The organism is Vicinamibacterales bacterium, from assembly GCA_036012125.1.
GTDB lineage: Bacteria > Acidobacteriota > Vicinamibacteria > Vicinamibacterales > UBA823 > UBA11600.
In genome coordinates this window covers 1-20,361 of sequence record DASCOS010000035.1, presented here as the reverse complement: position 1 = coordinate 20,361, position 20,361 = coordinate 1, and the positions used below count along the sequence as shown (strand labels likewise).

General features: G+C 56.6%; 14 protein-coding genes and 4 tRNA genes. 11 read left to right on the top strand and 7 right to left on the bottom strand.

Translation table 11 applies throughout. The annotated features are described in order from the left end of the window. Positions 1-63: 63 nt before the first annotated feature. The 4 genes from QGH09_10610 to QGH09_10595 all read right to left on the bottom strand — a co-directional run bounded on the left by QGH09_10610 (position 64) and on the right by QGH09_10595 (position 5,980). Positions 64-1,851, bottom strand: a complete 1,788-nt coding sequence (locus tag QGH09_10610; protein HJO18634.1) for an L-lactate permease — start codon at positions 1,849-1,851, stop codon at positions 64-66. A 93-nt stretch (positions 1,852-1,944) separates the two neighbouring features. Continuing rightward, entirely contained in the window at positions 1,945-2,943 is a 999-nt protein-coding gene (locus tag QGH09_10605) for a xanthine dehydrogenase family protein subunit M (GenBank protein HJO18633.1), read from the bottom strand. Positions 2,944-2,952: 9 nt separating this feature from the next. Continuing rightward, positions 2,953-5,355 carry a xanthine dehydrogenase family protein molybdopterin-binding subunit gene (locus QGH09_10600; protein HJO18632.1) on the bottom strand — a complete coding sequence of 801 codons (2,403 nt, stop codon included), beginning with the start codon at positions 5,353-5,355 and terminating at the stop codon, positions 2,953-2,955. Position 5,356: 1 nt separating this feature from the next. Continuing rightward, on the bottom strand, positions 5,357-5,980 hold the full coding sequence (locus QGH09_10595; protein ID HJO18631.1) for a (2Fe-2S)-binding protein: 624 nt from the start codon (positions 5,978-5,980) through the stop codon (positions 5,357-5,359). A 267-nt stretch (positions 5,981-6,247) separates the two neighbouring features. Here QGH09_10595 and QGH09_10590 point away from each other — a divergent pair, with 267 nt between their 5' ends. The 3 genes from QGH09_10590 to QGH09_10580 are packed head-to-tail and all read left to right on the top strand — an operon-like array spanning position 6,248 to position 11,839. Next, on the top strand, positions 6,248-7,477 hold the full coding sequence (locus QGH09_10590) for an efflux RND transporter periplasmic adaptor subunit (GenBank protein HJO18630.1): 1,230 nt from the start codon (positions 6,248-6,250) through the stop codon (positions 7,475-7,477). Continuing rightward, positions 7,474-10,668, top strand: coding sequence for an efflux RND transporter permease subunit (locus tag QGH09_10585; GenBank protein HJO18629.1), 3,195 nt, complete (start codon positions 7,474-7,476; stop codon positions 10,666-10,668). The genes QGH09_10590 and QGH09_10585 overlap by 4 nt, the downstream gene beginning before the upstream one ends. Positions 10,669-10,684: 16 nt before the next feature. Further along, entirely contained in the window at positions 10,685-11,839 is a 1,155-nt protein-coding gene (locus QGH09_10580; protein ID HJO18628.1) for a tetratricopeptide repeat protein, read from the top strand. 42 nt (positions 11,840-11,881) lie between these two features. Here the strand turns inward: QGH09_10580 and QGH09_10575 are convergent, their stop codons facing one another. Then, positions 11,882-12,358: a RidA family protein gene (locus QGH09_10575; GenBank protein HJO18627.1), complete on the bottom strand. Its 477-nt coding sequence runs from the start codon at positions 12,356-12,358 to the stop codon at positions 11,882-11,884. Positions 12,359-12,513: 155 nt separating this feature from the next. Here QGH09_10575 and QGH09_10570 point away from each other — a divergent pair. Continuing rightward, positions 12,514-12,588, top strand: a tRNA-His gene (locus QGH09_10570). Between the two features lie 110 nt (positions 12,589-12,698). On the opposite strand, the gene QGH09_10565 is transcribed toward QGH09_10570, so the two are convergent. Together QGH09_10565 and lpdA are read right to left on the bottom strand one after the other, a co-directional pair. After that, positions 12,699-12,896 (bottom strand): hypothetical protein, encoded by a 198-nt coding sequence (locus tag QGH09_10565; GenBank protein ID HJO18626.1) that lies wholly within the window; start codon positions 12,894-12,896, stop codon positions 12,699-12,701. 107 nt (positions 12,897-13,003) lie between these two features. Further along, positions 13,004-14,419, bottom strand: coding sequence for a dihydrolipoyl dehydrogenase (gene lpdA / locus QGH09_10560; protein HJO18625.1), 1,416 nt, complete (start codon positions 14,417-14,419; stop codon positions 13,004-13,006). Positions 14,420-14,634: 215 nt separating this feature from the next. Here lpdA and QGH09_10555 point away from each other — a divergent pair, with 215 nt between their 5' ends. The 7 genes from QGH09_10555 (at position 14,635) to QGH09_10525 (ending at position 20,321) form a co-directional block, all read left to right on the top strand. After that, positions 14,635-16,995, top strand: coding sequence for a thioredoxin domain-containing protein (locus QGH09_10555; protein HJO18624.1), 2,361 nt, complete (start codon positions 14,635-14,637; stop codon positions 16,993-16,995). A 71-nt stretch (positions 16,996-17,066) separates the two neighbouring features. Then, the gene (locus tag QGH09_10550) at positions 17,067-17,978 is read left to right on the top strand and encodes an ROK family protein (protein HJO18623.1); all 912 of its coding nucleotides are present in this window, start codon (positions 17,067-17,069) and stop codon (positions 17,976-17,978) included. Positions 17,979-18,081: 103 nt separating this feature from the next. After that, positions 18,082-18,972, top strand: a complete 891-nt coding sequence (locus tag QGH09_10545) for an MBL fold metallo-hydrolase (GenBank protein HJO18622.1) — start codon at positions 18,082-18,084, stop codon at positions 18,970-18,972. Between the two features lie 23 nt (positions 18,973-18,995). Then, the gene (locus tag QGH09_10540; protein ID HJO18621.1) at positions 18,996-19,901 is read left to right on the top strand and encodes an MBL fold metallo-hydrolase; all 906 of its coding nucleotides are present in this window, start codon (positions 18,996-18,998) and stop codon (positions 19,899-19,901) included. 67 nt (positions 19,902-19,968) lie between these two features. Next, positions 19,969-20,045, top strand: a tRNA-Arg gene (locus QGH09_10535). Positions 20,046-20,077: 32 nt separating this feature from the next. Continuing rightward, a tRNA-Arg gene (locus QGH09_10530) sits at positions 20,078-20,154 on the top strand. Positions 20,155-20,245: 91 nt separating this feature from the next. Beyond that, a tRNA-Lys gene (locus QGH09_10525) sits at positions 20,246-20,321 on the top strand. Positions 20,322-20,361 lie beyond the last annotated feature (40 nt).

Sequence of the window (20,361 nt, the reverse complement as noted above, 5' to 3'; positions counted from 1 at the left end):
CACCGAGGTCGGCGCATGCCGGATTGGAGCGATACTCCGTGAACCGGAAGCTCAATTGCAGATTCACCTGCCCGGAGTTCGTGACGTCGGCCGGCGACCGTAGCGTGTAATTAAATAGACAGCCGTCGCCCCAATGCAAGCGACCAACACCGAACCAGCGTTCAAAAAACCAGTCTGCGCGTACCACACGAACAGATACCCAAGAGCCCCTGGTAGCAACGCATAGTAGATAAACGGAACAACCGTGAGGCGTATCACCGCCCCTTCCTTTCCGAGTAATCCCACGACAGCCGATGCGGCCACGACGTTGTGCACACAGATCATGTTCCCTGCCGCCCCACCAACGGCTTGTAAAGCCACGATCCAGGTTGGGTCGACTCCGATCCGCTGGCCCATGTCGAACTGAAACAATGAAAACATCATGTTGCTGACTGTGTTGCTGCCCGCAACGGCGGCGCCAATCCCACCAATGAATGGAGCGACGATCGGCCACGCGGAGCCCACAAGTACCGCGATTCCATCGGCTAGCGCGATCGGCATCCGTTCATAACCGGCAGCTCCGCCGTCGCTATTGATGAATACCTGCACCATTGGGACGGTGAAAACCAACGCCACCGACGCGGCAGCTGTCACGCGGAGTGATGTCATCCACGAAGTTTTGTACGAGGCGGTCGGGATTTGGTGCAGGCCCCAAGTGATCAAGGAAACCACGATGAAGATCGTCCCAGGCAGAAAGAGCGGCTGCACGCTGGCCGACACGTCAGTATCAAAGATATTGGGCCAGCGAATCGTCCACGCCTGGAGCCAGTCTCCGAACGGCAGTGTGCGCAGGCGCGTCGCAAGCAGGAGTGTCGCAACGAGCACGTAGGGTGACCATGCCTTACGCAAACCCATCGAGCCACTCTGGTGCGTGACGTCCTTCGGCTGAATCGAGCCGGTCCAGTCGGACGACCAGTGTTCTTTCCGGTCGAACTCCCAGGCGTCCTCGGGGGTCGGAACAAAGATGCCACGACGTGCCGCAATGACAACAACAGCAAGCCCGGTCAGACTTCCGAGCAACGTTGGAAACTCTGGCCCGAGGAAGTAGGCGGCAGCGAGATAGGGGATCGTCATCGCCAAGGCCGCGAACAGCGCAAACTTCCACACCTGAAGCCCTTCAGCCAACGAACGGTTCTTCCCGAAGAAACGGGTGATGGCCGAGACCAGGATGAGTGGAACGAGCGTTCCCGCTATGGCATGCAGGATTGCAACCTTCAGCCCGATGAATGCCAGGAACCCGCTCCAGTCGTAGCCGAGCTGGGCGGCATACTCCTGAATTAGCGGGTCGGCCGACAAGCCAGTATTCACGCCAACGAGGATAGGGGTGCCGGCTGCGCCAAAACTCACCGGCGTACTCTGGATGATCATGCCCGCCGTGACCGCGGCCATGCCAGGAAAGCCGAGTCCTACCAGTAACGGCACCGCGACCGCAGCCGGGGTCCCAAAGCCAGCTGAACCTTCAATGAACGACCCGAACAACCACGCAATGATGATGACCTGTATCCGGCGGTCTGGGGTGATGTCGGTAAACCCTTGGCGAATAGTCCGGAGGGCACCGCTTTCTTGCAACGTGTTCAGCAAGAGGATGGCACCAAAAATAATATAGAGGAGCGTAAGTGCCACGATCACGCCGTTAACCGACGCGGCGAGTACTTGCAGGACAGGCACTTGCCAAACGAATAAGGCAAGAAGGACCGCGGTTGCCAACGACAGCGGCATGGCGCGACTTGCCGGCCAGCGAAGAATGACAAGGAATACCGCAACCGTGATAATCGGCAGCAGCGAAAGCACCGAGAGGGTGGCCACACTCATGAAGTATCGTCCAACCGTGCTCAACCTCGGGGCGCGAACCCGGGTCAGTAGTCCTCGTGTCGCCGGCTAGAACACCTGAGCTGTCGAATCAGGTTACACCTCAGACGCACGCAAAGACCGCTTCACAAGATTCCGCATAAGTGGAATCTTGTAGTGGTTGTAATTCAGGGGTCGGGCATCCGCGGCAGCAGCCGCGGCAGCAAGTTCTTCGGTCTCTTCGTTCTGGACTCGTCCTTTGACGAGATTTTCAACCTCTGTAAGGCGGCGGGGCGTGCACTGTACGGCACCGCAAGCAATGCGTGCGTCCTCAATCGTGCCAGCACTATCGACCCGCATCGCGGTTGCTACGTTCACTAGTGCAAAGTCCCACGAGTTACGGTCCGCGACCTTCTCAAAGTAGAAACTGGCCCCGGCCCACGTTTCCGGAATCCTGATAGTCGTGAGGATGTCACCGGGCTTGAGCACAGTCATCCGTGTAATATCCACGGCTGGCGCCATGAAGAAGTCCTCTGCAGCCACGACGCGTTCGCCGCGCACATTTCTGATGACCATCGACGCGTCTAAGGCAACCAACGCCGGCGCGGTATCGGAGGGCGACACCGCGACGCATCGGTCGGCTTCAAAGACACTGTGCTCCCGGTTCATGGCGACCGGCGTGTCGGCGTAGCAAATGTTACCCCCGGCCCTGTAGCAGTTGAGGCCGTAGCGATAGTACCAGCACCTTGTGTCTTGACAGAGATTACCGCCGAGCGTGCCGGTATTACGGATTTGCGGACTCGCCACGCGACGGGCAGCGTCCGCAAGCAGGCCGAACCGCTCACGCACCATCGGGTCTCGCTCGACCTCGGTCAGCGTCGTCAAAGCACCAATCTCAATACCATCGGAGGTCTGCCGGACACCCTTCAGTTCCGCAATACCCTCAAGGTCAATCACTGTGCCTGGCTGCTTCGTGCGCTCCTTGAACCAGCCAAGGCTGTCGTGGCCTCCAGCGAGTATCCAACCGCCCTCGCCTAAGCGCTCCACGTGTTCCAGTGCAGTCTCCAGGTCCGCGGGCTGGAGTAACTCGAAATGCGGCATCATGTCGTTCGCCATGAGAGTTCCTCAGTCGGTGTTCACTTGCAACGGCGTGTGGGACTGCGGACGCTTCGACGCCGCATTTAGAATCATGTCGGGCAGGATTGGTGTTCGGTTGAAGTAGTGACCGCCCAACGCGTCGGAAATCGCACACAACAGAGCCGCACTGGCACATCCCATCAAGGGCTCGCCGATCCCTTTGGCGCCCACTGGGTTTTGCGGGTCTGGCTGGTCCACCGCCTCCGCACCCATCCCAATCGCCACGTCCGAGTAGGACGGCGGCTTGGCCTGATACAGACCAACCGAACGAGGTAGACCATAATGCGGGTCGAAAACTTGGCGTTCAAGTGCAGCCATGCCGAATCCCATGACCGCGCCGCCTCGAATCTGCGCCGCAAGCCCTTGTGGGTGCATAACTGTCCCGCAGTCAGCAACACCGAGGTAATCAAGGATCTTAAACTTACCGGTTTCTAGGTCCAACTCAATCTGAATGAAGCCAGCGGCTAGTGCCGGCACCATCCCGGTGCGCGGCAGGTTATCCTTGGCAACACCGACCAATCCCGTGCCGGCTAGGCCTCGCACGGCAGCCTTCGTCATCGGGTTGAGGTCGTCAGCCATCTCGTCACCGCAGAACTTACCGCCTAGCTGGATGGCCCGTTTGGCCGCCTCCGCATAGGTCAGACGCTGCGATGGATTGCCCCGTCGGAACACCACTTCGTCACCGATCTCGTAGTCGTCCGGAGCACCACCCAGGTCACGAGCCGCGATCTCCTTGAGTTTGCCGACGGCATCCATCGCCGCAGCGTAATTTGTGCGTGTCATCGTGAACGACGTGTTACTGCCGAACTGCCCGAGGTTCCAGGGCAGACCGATGCTCGAATCACCCCGTTCAATTACGCAGTTGTTCCAGTCACACTTTAGAACCTCAGCTGCCACCCGTGAGGTAACCGCATACGAATAGGTGCCCAAGTTGCCAACGCCAGTGTGAATGTGAAGTTTGCCTTCAGGCGTTAGCCGCACTAGTCCATCGAAACCATTCGACCCCGCGGAGTGAAACGCCTGACCGATTCCAACACCGATCACCTTCGACCCACGCCGCTGGCCGCTCTGAGCTTGCTTCTTTACCCAGTCGAACTTCTCGGCGCCCTTATCCAGTGCTTCTCCTAGATAGGCACTGGTGATGGCCCCTCGGTCTGCCCCATATTGAGAGTCGTGGTCGGGCACATTGACCCGGCGGATCGCAAACTGATCAACACCTAGTTCCCGTGCTGCTTTGTCGAAAAGCGGCTCCATGGCACACGCGATCTGGTTCTGTCCAGGACCACGTTGGGCACCGCGGCGCGGCGTGTTAGTCAGTACTGACGCCCCGCGGAACCGCATAGCGACTGGGGTATAGACAATCGATATCGCGCTGGCCGCAGCCGACATATCGCCGAATCCCCCGTTCGGACCGTTCTCCTGGACTACATAGAGGTCGCAGGCCAAAAGACGACCATCTTCCCTGAACCCCAATTTGAGGCGCCCCTGAAAACCAGGTCTGGCCGAGCCGATGGCATACTCCTCGGCGCGGTTGATCCGCATCATCACTGGCCGTCCCGTTTTCTTCGCCATTAGGGCGGGTATGACCTGAGTTGGGTAGGCAGCACCCTTCGACCCAAACCCCCCACCACAGTTCTCACCCACGTATACGATGTTGTCCAGTTCAAGCCCGAGGTATCGGGCCAGACCCGGCAAGACGAAACTCTGGCTCTGAGTAGATCCATAAATGAAGCATTTCTCATTCTGCCAGTAGGCCATGGTCGTGCGGGGTTCCATTGAGTGATGCGATGTACCCGCCGTCACAAACGTTTCATCGAGTACGACCGCAGCGCTCGAAAAACCTTCCTCGATGTCGCCGTACGACCACGTCGCAGTCGGCTCGCCCATCGGCAGTTCACCATCGGCGGGCGCGTCAAAGTCTTCAGTAGTCCACTTAATTTCTTTCAGTCCCTCACCCGATACGACAGTGTTGGCACCACTACGAGCATTGGGACCACCAGGACGAAGACTTTCAAGCGGGTCAACGGTAAACGGCAACGGCTCAAGGTCAACCTTGATCTTCGCAATTGCTTCTTCGGCGAGCGTTTCGTTAACTGCCGCTACCGCCAGGATCGGTTCGCCAACATAAAGCGGCTCGTTCGTCAGAATCGGATTACCAGGCTCTGGTATCTGCGGCACTTCATCGGCCGTCAATATCGCAATCACGCCTTCCATCGCGAGCGCGGCAGAGGCGTCAATGTTCCGCACGCGCCCATGAGGCATCGGGCTAGTAAGCAGCCGACAGAAGAGCATCCCTTCGGCACGGAAGTCCTCCGCGTATTTCGCACTCCCGGTCACCTTCCCACGGACGTCTGGCGGTGTGAAGTCTTTACCAATTAGCACATTCGCCATCTCAGGCCCCCTTCGCCGCACGCATGACGCCGTTTAAATAATGATCGTAGGCACCGCACCGACAAAGGTTGCCCGCCATTGCCTCACGTGCTTCTTCACGAGTGGGGTTCGGATTGTCCCTCAGCAGCGCCACACCCGCCATCACCTGTCCCGGAGTACAGAAGCCACACTGCGGACCAAGCTCATCGATAAACGCTTGCTGCACCGGATGTAACTCACCTGACGAACTCTCCAGCCCTTCAACGGTCGTGATCTGGCGATCACGCACGCGGTGCGTCAGTGTCGAGCACGAGTAGTGCGCTATGTCATCAATCAGAACAGTGCATGTACCGCACTCAGCACGGTCACAACCGAGCTTGGTCCCGGCCAGACCAAGCTTGTAGCGAAGAGTCATCGCAAGCGTTTCATTCGGCAGCACATCCACCCGGCGGGTCTGACCGTTCACACGAAGCGATAGAAGGCGCTCTAGCCCCCCCGCCTGACCCGGCGCCATTTGTGCCCAGGCGGTTGAAACATAGGCAACACTCGACACTGCCACTCCTGAGGCAATCACACCCTTGATGAACTCCCGCCTCGAAGGGGCGACAACAGCTTCGGGAAAACAACAATCTTTTCGATCGGCCATGGCTGTAGACTCTCAGTTCCGTACTGGCTGTTACGATTCCTGCTATCATTAGCGGTTGAGGTTAACATACTGCGACACGGGATGAGGCCATTCGGTTGCTTTTGGCCGACTTTTTGAGCCGATACGCCGTCTTAAACCGTAGAAGTGAACGACCAGTAGCACCTGCCCCATCAAAACGCTGGTCCCTCTTGAGACCGCCGGTATCGAGCATTATTATCCACGTCGACCGGCCTAAGGAGCACCCAGAAGCGGAAAGAGCGAACCGTCATGAATCGTGGAGTTAAGCGGATCTTTCAATTTTTGCTGCCCGTTGGAGTCATCGTTGCCGCTGCCCTCGGGGCAAGCACGATGGTATCTTTCAGACCAATAGCACCGACACAGTCACCTACGGTAGTTGCTCCGCTAGTGCGGGTCGTTGAAGTAGGTTTGACGACAGTCACCCTCACAGTCAGGAGCCAAGGCACGGTCGAGCCACGTACTGAGAGCCAACTTGTCCCCGAGGTCTCAGGGCGTATCGTTGAAGTGTCCCCGTCATTTGTTGCCGGTGGCTTCTTCGAAGCGGGTGACGTACTTTTCAAAACCGACCCGCATGATTACGAGCAAACCCTCGTCCAGCGTGAAGCAGAAATTGAAAGCGCTCGACTTCACATCCTCCAAGAGGAAGCCGAAGCTGAGGTCGCTCAGTGGGGTTGGGATCGAATCGGTAGTGGCCAGGCAAGGTCCCTCACACTTCGTGAGCCACAGATCGCTAGCGCACGAGCGGAATTGGCCGCTGCTGAGGCCAACCTTGAAACCGCCCTACGGAACCTAGAAAGGACGGAGGTGCGCGCACCCTACGCAGGCCGAGTCCGTGAGAAAAATGTCGACGTCGGTCAATTCGTGACTCTGGGTGCACCGGTGGCTAGGATCTACGCAGTTGACGCAGCCGAAGTCCGCCTTCCACTTCCCGACGACGAGCTCGCCTATCTGGATCTCCCTCTAAATTACCGAGGGGAGTCAGGTCGTGTCCGTGGCCCCGTGGTGACCTTGCGCACGAGCTTTGCGGGTCGAATCCACGAATGGCAAGGCCACATCGTTCGCACCGAAGGCGAAATTGACCCAAGAACGCGGATGGTTCGCGTCGTCGCTGAAGTTACGGACCCCTATGGTCGCGGCTCTGACCCGGCCCGCCCGCCCTTAGCTGCGGGCATGTTTGTTGAGGCAGAAATCGTGGGACGGATAGTTGAAAACGTGGCGGTTGTGCCGCGTGCCGCACTTCGCGGTCCAGGTCAAGTGCTCATCGTGGATGCCAACAGCAGGCTCAGGTTTCGAGACGTTGATGTGTTACGGGCCACGACCAACGAGTTGTTCATTCTCGGTGGTCTGGAAGCGGGGGATCGCGTAAACATTTCGCCGCTTGAAGTTGTATCGGACGGCATGGAAGTGACAACGAGTAGTCTTCGGAGCAAGAATCCCCCAGTGAACGTGAACATCAATAATGAGGAAAACCCATCGTGAAGGGAGCTATCAGTTGGTTCGCACGTAACCCCGTCGCTGCCAATCTGTTGATGGTTTTGATCGTGGCTGGCGGATTACTTACCGCCCTTACGGTTAAGCGCGAGGTCATGCCGGAGTTTTCCCTCGACATGATTACGGTGCAGGTGCCATATCGCGGTGCGGCACCAGAGGAAGTCGAGGAAGGTGTGTGCATTCGCGTTGAAGAAGCGATTCAGGGGCTTGACGGTATCAAAGAGGTCACATCGACCGCTAGTGAAGGCTCAGGGCAGATCACCATTGAGCTTGAGGCTGGTGCCGACGTTCGCAAGGTGTTAGATGATGTGAAAGCTCGCGTCGATGCGATTGACACCTTCCCTGAAGAAACTGAGAAGCCGATCATCCAAGAGATTACCAATCGTAATCAAGTGATCAATGTCGCTGTTCATGGTCATATCGATGAAGCCAGTCTAAAAGCGTTGGCCGAGCGGGTTCGGGACGACATCACGGCTCTTCCCGGCATTACGCAGGTCGACGTAGCCAACGCCCGCCCCTACGAAATTTCAATTGAAGTCTCCGAAATATTACTGCGCCGCCATGATTTAACATTCGATGAGGTCACACAGGCAGTGCGCCGGTCATCACTCGACCTGCCCGGCGGTTCTGTGAAAACGGATGGCGGCGAGTTCTTGCTGCGAACCAAGGGCCAGGCCTATCGCGGGCACGAATTTGAAAACCTGGTGCTCCTTACTCGAACTGACGGTAGCCATCTAACGTTGGGCGATATCGCGACCGTGCTTGACGGATTTGAAGACACCGTCCAGTTCTCACATTTTGAGGGCGAGCCAGCCCTCATTATCCAGGTCTACCGCACTGGCGAGCAGGGTGCAATCGACGTGTCTGATACCGTCCGTACCTATGTGGAAACCAGTCAACCTCGGATGCCTGAGGGGGTCTCTTTAACCCCGTTTGGGGACCAGGCGCTCATCCTAAAGGATCGGCTGAACTTACTCGTTAAAAATGGCCTCACCGGATTCGCCCTCGTCTTCATTGTCCTAACACTGTTTCTGAGATTCAGTTTGGCGTTCTGGGTCAGTCTCGGCATCCCAATTTCGTTCCTTGGTGCCCTCTGGCTCCTTCCTGGCCTCGACGTATCGCTGAACATGATGTCGCTCTTTGCTTTCATTGTCGTACTGGGAATCCTGGTTGACGACGCCATCATCGTCGGCGAGAACGTCTACGCACATCAACACCGCCACGGAGACCGAATGCGCGGCGCGATCGAAGGCACCAACGAAGTTGCCGTGCCGGTGATCTTTGCAGTCCTTACCTCAATCGCTGCGTTCGCACCGTTGCTGGTGGTGCCAGGCATTATGGGAAAGATGATGGTCACCATACCGCTGGTGGTCATTCCGTGCCTGTTATTTTCCCTAATCGAATCACAGCTGATATTGCCCGCTCACTTGGCGCATGGAACACCCCGCCCGCCACGAAACACTTGGGCTCAACGGATGCGGAACCGGATTGATAGCGCACTTAAACGGTTTGTCGATCGGATTTATCGTCCGTTACTCGAACACGGCATTCAAATGCGCTATTTGACGGTGGCCATCGCCATTGCTGTCTTGCTGCTCACTGGCGGTCTTGTGGGAGCCGGCTGGGTCCGCGTCGTCTTCATGCCGCCCGTTGATGCCGACTACTTGTCGGCATCGGTCATCATGCCCCAAGGAACACCGGTTGAGGTGACCGAGAGCGCCGTGCGCCACTTGGAAGAGACGGCCGAGATACTCCGGACGGAATTCAGGGAAGAAAACGGACGAGAACTCTTTCGGTATGTCTACGGTCTAGTTGGCAGCAGTTCGCCGAATATGATGGCCAGCCCGATGGGGTCTGGCAGCCAGACACGTGGCGCCTCTCATCTTGGCGGCATCTTCATTGAGTTGACAGCAGCTGACGAGCGCGGTATCGGAAGTGCGGAGGCCCTGAATCGTTGGCGTGAACTGGTGGGAATCATTCCCGATGCCGTTGAGGTGGATTTTGACGCTGAACTGTTTATGGTAGGCGGTGACCCAATCAATGTGCAACTCACTGGCTCGGACATCGACGAGTTGCGAGCCGCCAGCGACGTGGTAAAAACGCAGTTATCAGCATACGCTGGCGTCTACGATATCGCCGACTCGTTTCGGCAGGGCAAACAGGAGATTAAGTTAAATATTGAACCGACTGCGGAGGTAATCGGACTATCTCTCCAGGACCTCGCCCGCCAGGTCAGGCAGGCGTTCTACGGTGAGGAGGCACAACGCATACAGCGTGGTCGCGATGACGTTCGGGTGATGGTGCGCTACCCCGAAGCTGAACGTCGGTCAGTTGGCGATCTCGAAAATATGCGGATCCGGACTCCCGATGGCCAGCAGGTCCCGTTTTCGCAGGTCGCTCGAGTCGAACCAGGCCGTGGCTTCGCATCCATTAGGAGGGTTAACCGACAACGGGCTCTCAACGTCACCGCAGCGGTGGACGAAACAACCACCACAGCCGGTGACATCGTTGCCGACCTAGATACCCGCGTCCTGCCTGAACTCCTTCTGCCATTCCCGGACATCCGTTACTCCTTCGCAGGACAACAGACTGAATTGCGAGATTCAACAAGCGGCTTGACACAAGGCTTTATGGTGGCCGTGCTGTTCATCTATCTACTCTTGGCTGTGCCTCTCAAATCGTACTCGCAGCCACTCATCATCATGACCGCAATTCCCTTCGGACTTGTGGGCGCAACGTGGGGCCACCTCATCATGGGCAAGGACATTAGCTTGTTGTCGATGTTTGGCCTGGTCGCGCTCGCTGGCGTCGTCGTCAATGACAGCCTTGTCATGGTGGACTTTATCAACAGGTTCCGTCGCCAAGCCGGCAGCCTGACTCGTGCCGTACGTGAGGCAGGAGTCGCCCGCTTCCGGCCGATACTGCTGACTTCACTGACGACATTCTTCGGATTGCTACCACTTATGCTGGAGACCAGCCTGCAAGCCCAGTTTCTAATTCCTATGGCTATCTCGCTTGCCTTCGGCGTGATCTTTTCCACCTTCATCACGCTCATACTGGTGCCCGCCGGCTATTTCATCATTGAGGACCTCAAGGCGCTCTTCCGTACGCAGTATGATCTCGATTCCCTAGCGACGGAACCGAATGTGAATGTTGGGCTCGAAACTATAGACCGGTGAAGATTAGAGAACGTTGGTGGGCACAAATCGGTCGTTGACTTTTCTCCGAAATTCGGCATGTGGCTACGTGCCAATATTGTGCGCTTTAGCCATATCCTTCACACTTCTGGCAGCCGACGGTCAATCGGTGCTCACCCTTGGCCGAGCCGCTCTTGAGAATCGGCAATACCGAGCAGCCATTACCAATCTTGAAGCCGTAACTGCGGCATCAGAGGATGTTCCCGAAGCCTTCTATTTGCTCGGTGTGGCGTATTGGGGCGAGGACCGTCCGTATCCTATTTCCGCTGACCGCGCGATTGTCGCGCTGCAAACTGCGATCGAACTCGACCGCGATGGACCTATTGGAAGACTAGCCCTCGAACACCTCGCCTCGGTTTATCTAAGAAATGAATGGATGCCCGAGGCGCGGCGTGTCTATCAGCAACTCCTTAAGTACGAGATGCGAGAGGAGCTTGTTCTCCTCTATCTCACGCGGATTGACGAGATTGACCTTGACACCGGTCGCTACGTGCCAACACCGCAAAACCCCCGTAACGCTCGTGGGGAGGTCATTGCCAATGTGGGGCCCTTGGGAATGCACACGAATCATTACTTTGAAAAGGGCCAGCACACTTGGGACCCAGTCAAGCACGTGAACTACTTTTCTCAAGCGATTGAAGCCGACCCGACGCTGTTTCAAGCGTATAACAACCTGGGAGTGGCCCTGATGCACCTGGGACGATGTCGCGAGGCCGTGCCTTATTTCGAGCAAGCACTACAGGTGTGGGACACGGTCCAACCAGCATCGGCTGGTATTTATTCTGAACCCCATGTGTGGAGACTCCGCTGTTACCTCGAACTTGGAGACCTAGAAAAGGCTGTTGGCGACTACGAGGTGCTCCAGACGATTCCTGAATACAACTTCTTTGGCACGCTGTACACGATTCAATTAGCGATCGCAGCTGGTCAGGCAGAGAACGCGGTCCAGCCACTTGAGCAGGCCCTTGCCGAAGACCCCGATAACGTCGAAGTGATGCAGACGCTGGCCTATGCATACGCAGGTGTCCGCCGGTTTGACGACGCGGCCGAAATGATGAATGAGGCTCTGACAGCAATTCCGCCCAAGAGTCCCTTCTTTCGTCATTTTGTCGGACCCTGGACTCAACAACTCAAAGCGTGGCAGAGCCAGTAACAGTTCAGTGGCGCCAAGACCGATGCTACAAAGCCGAGATTTCTATTTCACAGCGATGAAATCGATCTCGACAGCCGCACCGATTGGCAGTGCCGCAACGCCGACAGTTGAGCGGCTCGGTTTAACATCCACATCTTCGAAAAATTGTCCGTAGACCTCGTTTAGCGCCGGATAGTTGTTGATATCGTCAAGATAGACGGTGGCACGCACTACGTTGGCCTTTGTCAGACCAGCTTCAGTAAGGAGACTTTCAAGATTCGATAGGGCCTGGCGAGCTTGAGCCTGTAAACCTTCGTGCAGGCTCCCTGTGTCGGGGTTAATCCCCACCTGACCCGAGAGGTAGACCGTCTCCCCAGAATCTACACCAGGCGAATACGGTGCGAGCGGCCGTGCGCCACCGTAGAGTCCACTATGACCTGCCTGGGCGCCAAGACGAGCCCCGAATCCGGCCCCTGTAATAAAGACCACTGTAATCCCCAGTGCAAATACCGTTACTAAATACCCACGAGAACCTAGCATTACCTCACCTCAATTGTTTTGATCACTTTAGACACGGAAACACGTCAGACCGGTTATCGGCGACGTGCGCCAGGCGGGCTAGGTTATCAGAAAGGTCGGGGGGGCTGTGCTAAACTGACTCGTTCCCGTCAGTGAACTTGGCCCGGCCATCCATGGTGAGTGTAGCTCAAGGGTAGAGCGCCGGTCTGTGGCACCGGATGTTGGGGGTTCGAATCCCCTCACTCACCCCACCATATTTTCTTACCGGTCTTTGATCTTTTCGCCTTGCGGTGAGTCTCAAGAATTTCTGAGTCGCAAGAGACACGCTGTCAGCAGGAAGGCTTGGGAAAACAACTCTCATTCAGTGGATGACTTCGTCCTCAACATACTCAATATGCGGGATTTCCAACGTACGAACAGCCTCAATCGCAGCAACGATGATCTGGGCGTCGCGCTCACCATCCGGCCTCACACGGAGCCGTTTGTGAGTCGCCCGAAGCGCCCGAAGCACCCGAGAACGATCAAATCGTTGGCCCTGACAATGTTCACAGAAGCTCATGGCAGTCGCGTCCTTTCGTACCCTACTAGCCCAACACCGGGAGGTTGAACCGTGCCAGAGTCACCGAGAGAGCACACAGCCCATAGCCCACAATCTATTCTCAAGTCCTAACGCGCTTTTCCTCGGTAATGCGTTGACTGGGCGAAGAAGACCTCTGCCGATTCCATGACCGTCTCTGACAGCGTCGGATGCGGGTGAATTGTGGTCTTCATATCTGATGCAGTTGCCCCCATCTGGATCGCCAGTACCCCTTCGGCAATGAGTTCACCGGCACCGGCACCTACCATGCCAACTCCAATAACCTTCTCTGACTCGCACTCGACGATGAGTTTAGTCATGCCGTCGATGCGATCGAGGGTTACGGCCCGTCCCGAAGCACCCCAAGGAAATTTTGCGACCTTCACCGCTCGAGACTCCGTTTTGGCCTGAGTCTCGGTAAGACCGCACCAAGCGATCTCCGGGTCCGTGAAAACCACGGCTGGAATCGCGAGTGGTTCGAAGAGACTCTCACTGCCACGGATCACCTCGACGGCCAAACGGCCTTCGTGCGATGCTTTGTGAGCGAGCATCGGTTCGCCAACCAGATCGCCGATCGCAAAGATTGACGGTTCGGCCGTTCGACGCTGGCCATCGACCTGAACGAAGCCGCGTGTATCCAACTGGACCTGCGTCTTATCCAATCCTTCGATCTTCGAATTTGGCCGTCGGCCCACCGAAACCAACACACGGTCGAAAACCTGATCAGAGTTGCCTGCCGCTTCCCCTTCCAACGTAACTTTCACCCCTTCATCTGCACTTTCCATCCGGGCCACCGTGGTTCCAAGCCAAATCGCCTCGGCAAGACCAGCCATCCTTTTCTTTACCGGTATCACCAAATCACGGTCGGCCCCGGGTAGCAGGTCATCGGTCATCTCCACAATTGTGATCCGCGATCCGAACGCAGCATAAACGGTGGCTAGTTCGAGACCAATATAGCCACCACCGACTATAAGCAACCGTGGAGGCACGTCACTGAGCTCAAGCGCACCAGTCGAATCCATCACGCGATCGCTGTCGAATAAGAACTCGGTGGGAATTACTGGACTCGAGCCTGTGGCAAGAATGACGTGTTCAAATCGGATCGCCTGGTCACCGTTAGGACCGCGAATCGACAGCCTGTGCGGGTCGAGTATCGATGCACGGCCTTGGATGTACTTAACCTGGCGTTGACTCGAGAGTTGTCCCAATCCATTACCCAGTTGTTCAATGACACGACTCTTCCATTCTCGAAGGACCCGAAGGTCCAGTGCCGGGGCTCCAAACTTTACCCCTAAGACTTCGGCGCGTTCCGCCTCGTCAATGACATTGGCCACATGGAGCAATGACTTTGACGGTATGCATCCTCGATACAGGCAGGTGCCCCCGGGATTGGGTGCCTCATCGATCAAGGTAACGCCGATGCCTAGATCGGCCGCGAGAAACGCGGCGGCGCAGCCACCAGGGCCAGCCCCAACGACAGCCAGGTCGGTAGTGCTCTCGGTCACAACGGTTCCTCTCGGTTAACGCTCCAGCGCGAGTCTAAGCAGTTCCCCCTGGTCATATCCGTATGCCCTTGCTATTCGCATCTGCACATCTTTCCAGCATAGCATTCTCGGCAACCAGAGGCGGCCGAACCTCCAAATGATCGGCTATAATCGGTACTTCCCGGACGCGTCTACGAAGTAACATTGCTTGAGCCTCGGGAACCGTCAGGCTCCTTATGTCCAAGTCAATCGCCAGACACACAGTGCCCCAACAGTTTAGGCCGCGGCTAGCGGTAGGGAAAATGCTAGTCGTCCTGTGCAAGATCGCCGTTGTTGGGTGGTTCGGTAGCACGGCCCAAGCACAACCTGGGCAGGGTATCGTCGCTCAACTACCAGGTGCCAGTCCCTTCAACAGCACACTCACCGAAGCCCTTGAAGCAGCTTGGGCAGAACGTCAGTCAGACTATCGGCCACGCACCCGCCATCTCAATTCCGACGGGTCGCCACAATACACCAACCGGCTCTACCTTGAAGCGAGCCCCTACCTACAGCAGCACGCGCATAACCCGGTGAATTGGTATCCCTGGGGCGATGAGGCCTTTGAAGCAGCCCGACGTCTGAATCGGCCCGTATTGTTGTCGGTCGGATACTCAACGTGCCACTGGTGCCATGTTATGGAGGAGGAGTCCTTCGAAGACAAGGAAATCGCTACATACCTCAACGAGAACTATGTTGCGATCAAGGTCGACCGCGAAGAGCGACCAGACATTGACGCCATCTACATGAATGTCGTGCAGATGTTAACTGGCCAAGGTGGCTGGCCGATGACCGTGTGGCTCACCCCAGCACGAGAAGCTTATAGCGGAACAACTTACGTGCCTGCGCGGGATGGCGACCGTGGTGCCCGCATCGGATTTTTCACAATGCTGGAGCGCCTGAAAGTGGCCTACGACGGACAACCTGACCAAGTGGCGGCTGCGTCGGCTGAAATCACACGCCAGCTTGTTCTCCGGTTGGCACCAGTCCCTGGCGACGAAGAACTGAACAACGCAAATACTCTCGATACGGTCGCTGCCTACTACGATGAACAGTTTGACGACCAATTCGGAGGTCTTCAGGGAACGCAAAAATTTCCGAGTGGAATGTCGATTCGGTTGATGCTCCGCCAGCATCGACGTACCGGTGACGTACGAGCGCTCGACATGGCGACGCAGACACTTGAGCAAATGGCCAGCGGTGGCATCTACGATCAAATAGGCGGTGGGTTTCACCGCTACTCCACCGACGCACGGTGGCTGGTGCCGCACTTCGAGAAGATGCTCTATGACAATGCGCTCCTAGTCACTGCATATTTGGAAGCCTACCAAGCAACTGGGCGTGATGATTTCGCAGGGACCTCGCGTGACATTCTTCGCTACCTCATCCGGGACATGACATCACCCGAGGGCGGATTCTACTCAGCCACCGATGCTGACAGCGTCGGTCCGAGTGGCACGCGCCAAGAGGGCTGGTATTTCACCTGGACCCGAGGTGAGCTAGAGGCGGCACTTGACGAGCAAGCGTTCGCGTTAGTTTCGAGCTATTACGGCATCACTGCAGAAGGGAACTTTGCAGGCCGGAATATCCTCCATACGCCCAGAGCCCTTGCCGAAGTCGCCTCCGAGTTAAATATTGAATTGAACACAGCGCAGGAACTACTTGAGGAAGCGCGTGAGACTCTGTACCACGCGCGGGCTACACGGCCTGTACCGCTACGGGATGAAAAGATTCTGACGTCGTGGAACGCTCTCACGATCTCGGCGTTTGCACGGGCTGCTCTCATCCTCGCTGATTCGGATTACGCTGACCAGGCCACACGGGCTGCCGACTTTCTTCTCACGCACTTAAAGAATGACAGTCGCCTGTTCCGCAGCTACGCCGGTGGACGCGCCCGGGTTCCTGCTTATCTGGATGACTATGCTTTCCTCATCGCTGCACTCCTCGACCTCTATGAAGCAACGAGTGAGCCACGCTGGATGGAGGAGGCTCTAGGTTTCGATGAAGTCCTCGCTGCTACGTTCGAGGATCCCGAAGGCGGTTTCTTTCGTTCAGGCAATGACCACGAATCGATGTTGACGCGAGAAAAGCCAGGTTACGATGGAGCCGAGCCGTCTGGAAATTCTGTACAGCTGTTGAATCTGCTGCGTTTGCACGAATTCACGACTGACGATACCTACCGGCAACGAGCTGAGAAGACCCTGCGGGCCTTCAGTACGCCGCTACAACAAAGCCCTGCCGCACTGTCGGAGATGCTGTTAGCGATCGACTTTCGCGTTGATATGCCGAAGGAGATCATCATCGTCTCAGCCGATACACCGTCCGCTGCGGAACCGTTCCTAGCCAAATTCCGCACAACTTTTCTGCCTAATCGAATTCTGAGCGTTGTGGTTGAAAATGACCAATTCGATCGCCATGCGTCACTTATACCGCTTATTGAGGGAAAGTTTGCACGAGACGGCCGGACAACTGCCTACGTCTGTGAAAACCGGATCTGCGATCTCCCGACGACTGATCCCTTGGTATTCGCAGCGCAACTTCAAGCAACGCGCACACGGTGACGTGCCTGGCGTATCTCTCATTTGTTTAGGTGTCCTCCCCCACCCCACCGAACATTTCATTCGGTTCAGTCATGAGTGAAGTGCGAATTGGTATCGACTTAGGCGGCACGAAGATCGAGGGAATCGCTCTTGCTTCCGATGGAAGAACCCTGTCACGGCAGCGCGTGCCTACGCCACGCGACGACTATGACGCTACCGTTCAGGCGATTATTGATCTCATAAACTCCATTGAGCATGAGGTCGGAAGTCGGGGTACCGTGGGCATAGGGACGCCGGGTGCAGTGTCTCCTGCGACCGGTCGAATCAAGAATTCTAACTCCACCTGGGTCAACGGCCGTGCTTTGCTGGAAGACTTAACGTCGCGCTTAAACCGTCCATTGCGCCTCGATAACGATGCCAACTGTTTTGCGCTGTCCGAGGCACTCGATGGTGGTGGCAAGGGTGCCCGCGTGGTCTTCGGTGTCATTTTGGGCACAGGCACGGGTGGTGGGGTGATCGTCGACGGACGACCGCTCGACGGTGTGAACGCGATCGGCGGTGAATGGGGTCACAACCCTCTGCCTTGGCCCACACCAGAGGAGGTCCCCGGACCGCCCTGTTACTGTGGACAACGTGGTTGCCTCGAAACCTTCTTGTCTGGTCCTGGGCTCAGCCGGGACTACGAGGCTGATACCGGAACGTGGCGGTCGGCACCAGACATCGCAAAAGCTGCGCGTGAAGACGAACCGGCGGCTACGGCGGCGCTCGAACGATACGAGGACCGACTTGCCCGTGGTTTAGCGACGGTTATCAACCTGATCGATCCCGAAATTGTCGTTTTGGGTGGGGGCCTGTCGAACCTAGAATCACTCTATGCACGGGTCCCGGCACTCTGGACGGCGTATGTCTTTTCGGACCGTGTTGACACCCAACTCGTACGACCCGTTCACGGTGATTCGAGTGGCGTACGCGGAGCAGCTTGGCTTTGGGGAAGGACAGTATAATTCGTCTTGAGCAACCGGTATTAGTTCACATGACCGTGATGGCACACATTTGAGTTCCGAAGCTAACCACTAAACCTTATATCAGCTCACAGGGGAGACCCGCATGACACCTCGCACATTCCTGACTGTTCTCGTCTTTCTAAGTGCCTGCACTCCGTCGTCTGACCAGGCGTCGTCCAGTGATTCTGGTCAAGTAGAAGAAGCAGCGGTGATGGGGCCAACTGTCGGAGTCGACGAGATCGCCGACAACGTATATCGCTTTAGCTACAACAACCATCGCTCACTATTCATTGCGACCACCGATGGGGTGCTCGTCACCGACCCACAATCAACTGAAGCGGCAGAGCGATACCTCGAGGAAATACGAAAAATTACTGACGCACCGATCCGGTATCTCGTGTACAGCCACTATCACAATGACCACGCGTCTGGAGGCGCCGTGTTCGGCGACGACGTCGTCACCATTAGTCATGAGAACGTCTTAACTCATCTCGAAGATGAGGGAATGACAGCGGTTAGGCCGCCAGATGAGACCTTCGTCGACGAGATGTCCCTGACTATCGGCGACATCGATGTCGACCTGTCGTTCCCAGGACACTCGGAAACCGACAGCAACATCATTCTGCACATCCCGTCGCGCCGTCTAGTATTCATCGTCGATACCCTATCCGTCCGGTCGCTTCCGTGGCGCGACCTTGCATCTGGTGACCTCGCTGGCTGGACTGCGGCACTCGAGACCCTAACTGAATACGATGTCGATCAGTTCGTGCCTGGCCACGGCGAGATCGGAACTCACGACGATGTGCGCGAGCATCTCGAGTATTTCGAAACACTCACACGTGAGGTGACCGACCGAATGGACGACGGCCAGTCACTACAAGCCATCCAGGCTTCGCTCGAACTACCGCAGTACGCCACTTGGAGAAACTACAACGAACATTTTGCACTGAACATCGAAGGTATTTATCGTGAACTGGCGGAACAGCGCCAATGAACGAGCAGTGAAGGAGGCTCACCATGATTTGGGACCGTCGTGATTTCGTGAGAACGTCATCGTTGGCGCTTGTCGGGAGTGCTGTTGGACACCTCCCCCTACTAGCACAGGACGCAACCCCACGCTTCGAAGAACTCCGCCGAAATGTGGGCGCGTTCCATATGCGTGGCGGCACGATTGGATGGCTGATCTCTGACAACGCACTCGTTGTCGTCGATAGCCAGTATCCCGATACGGCTGACGCCTGTTTGAACGGTCTCAAGATGCGTAGCTCTCGGATGATTGACACCCTGGTGAATACGCATCATCACGGTGACCACACTGGCGGGAACAAAGTGCTACGTGCCGCAACCCGAGAAATTGTTGCGCATGCGAACGTGCCCGGCCTTCAACGCCGGCAAGCTGCTCAACGAGGCACTGAATCTGACCAGGCATATCCGGATACCACGTTCGATGAACACTGGCAGATGGATACGGGTGATGAGGTGGTCTCAGCGAAATACTACGGCTCGGCCCACACCAGTGGTGATGTCGTCGTGACTTTCGAGCGTGCCAATATTGCACACCTCGGTGATCTCCTGTTCAATCGACGGGATCCATTTGTAGACCGTCCTAGCGGAGCCACCATTCGTGGGTGGATTGAATTGCTGCCGCAAGTCATCGACGACCATGAGCGCGATACACTCTACATCTTCGGCCATGCTGGTGAAGGGTTTCCGGTAACCGGCAACGCTGACGATTTGGTGGTCCAGCAACGTTACTTTGAATCCGTCCTCGAACATGTGGAACGCGGAATTGCAGCGGGGCGCTCACAAGAACAGATCGTGTCGATCGAACAGGTTCCAGGCATGAGCGAGCATAGGAGCACGCCACCGAGTGTGGCTCGCGTGTTGAATGTGGCGTTCGAGGAACTAAGCGCTGAACAATAGTGACCTGTCTGCGACCTCGTGTCGCACTTGCGCCGTTTTAGAGACCGCCGTTATGATTTCGTCTTGCGCGCCTGTAGCTCAGCTGGATAGAGCGCCGGGCTTCGAACCCGTAGGTCGGGGGTTCAAATCCCTCCGGGCGCGCCACCTTGTTTCTATCGAACATACATGTCGATCTCGCGCCCGTAGCTCAGCTGGATAGAGCGTTCGCCTCCGGAGCGAAAGGCCGCAGGTTCGAATCCTGCCGGGCGCGCCACTTTGTTGCTGTCAATGAACTGTTTCTTGCGAAGCGTTATGGACCTAGCCAACGTAGTCGTAGTAGATTGACCAACGTTTTCCTGTGCGGTGGGCCGCTAGCTCAATTGGCAGAGCAGCAGACTCTTAATCTGAAGGTTCCCGGTTCAATTCCGGGGCGGCTCACCATTTTTCCTAAGTAAACTGCAAAAGTAAGACGGTGCGTGAC

What these genes read in the sequence shown, in the direction of transcription:
- QGH09_10610 (HJO18634.1), bottom strand. Translation starts at nt 1,851, where the DNA reads ATGAGTGTGGCCACCCTCTCGGTGCTTTCGCTGCTGCCGATTATCACG.
- QGH09_10605 (HJO18633.1), bottom strand. Translation starts at nt 2,943, where the DNA reads ATGGCGAACGACATGATGCCGCATTTCGAGTTACTCCAGCCCGCGGAC.
- QGH09_10600 (HJO18632.1), bottom strand. Translation starts at nt 5,355, where the DNA reads ATGGCGAATGTGCTAATTGGTAAAGACTTCACACCGCCAGACGTCCGT.
- QGH09_10595 (HJO18631.1), bottom strand. Translation starts at nt 5,980, where the DNA reads ATGGCCGATCGAAAAGATTGTTGTTTTCCCGAAGCTGTTGTCGCCCCT.
- QGH09_10590 (HJO18630.1), top strand. Translation starts at nt 6,248, where the DNA reads ATGAATCGTGGAGTTAAGCGGATCTTTCAATTTTTGCTGCCCGTTGGA.
- QGH09_10575 (HJO18627.1), bottom strand. Translation starts at nt 12,358, where the DNA reads ATGCTAGGTTCTCGTGGGTATTTAGTAACGGTATTTGCACTGGGGATT.
- QGH09_10565 (HJO18626.1), bottom strand. Translation starts at nt 12,896, where the DNA reads ATGAGCTTCTGTGAACATTGTCAGGGCCAACGATTTGATCGTTCTCGG.
- QGH09_10555 (HJO18624.1), top strand. Translation starts at nt 14,635, where the DNA reads ATGTCCAAGTCAATCGCCAGACACACAGTGCCCCAACAGTTTAGGCCG.
- QGH09_10550 (HJO18623.1), top strand. Translation starts at nt 17,067, where the DNA reads ATGAGTGAAGTGCGAATTGGTATCGACTTAGGCGGCACGAAGATCGAG.
- QGH09_10545 (HJO18622.1), top strand. Translation starts at nt 18,082, where the DNA reads ATGACACCTCGCACATTCCTGACTGTTCTCGTCTTTCTAAGTGCCTGC.
- QGH09_10540 (HJO18621.1), top strand. Translation starts at nt 18,996, where the DNA reads ATGATTTGGGACCGTCGTGATTTCGTGAGAACGTCATCGTTGGCGCTT.